Origin of the sequence: Klebsiella sp. K47, assembly GCF_051858335.1 — a bacterium.
In the GTDB taxonomy this organism is placed as follows: domain Bacteria; phylum Pseudomonadota; class Gammaproteobacteria; order Enterobacterales; family Enterobacteriaceae; genus Klebsiella; species Klebsiella pneumoniae.
The window spans coordinates 1-232 of sequence record NZ_JBPYUI010000300.1 but is presented as its reverse complement, the minus strand read 5'-3'; the positions used below and the strand labels follow the sequence as shown (position 1 = coordinate 232).

General features: G+C 65.9%; 1 protein-coding gene. It reads right to left on the bottom strand.

Annotated elements, in window-relative coordinates; translation table 11 throughout:
* Positions 1–232, bottom strand: a 232-nt coding sequence (locus RRF55_RS28115) for a P1 family peptidase (protein WP_439419316.1), incomplete at both ends; no start/stop codon positions are given.

Here is a 232-nt window from a genome sequence, read left to right as displayed (position 1 = left end):
CGCCCGTCTTCAGCCTGCATGGGCCGACCGGCCAGGATGGCATTGACAATGGCTTCCTCTACTGCCTCGGCCGCCGCCGCGAACAGCGGCGAAATGTGGTCGTTATTGACCATCGCCACGTGCGCTGTCATCGGCAGATCGCGGCGGTTGTAATCGGCCGGCGCCAGCCCGGTATTGCCCGTCGAGAACGCCAGGAAGATATCGCCGCTGGAGTCATCGGTGCCGCCCCCCG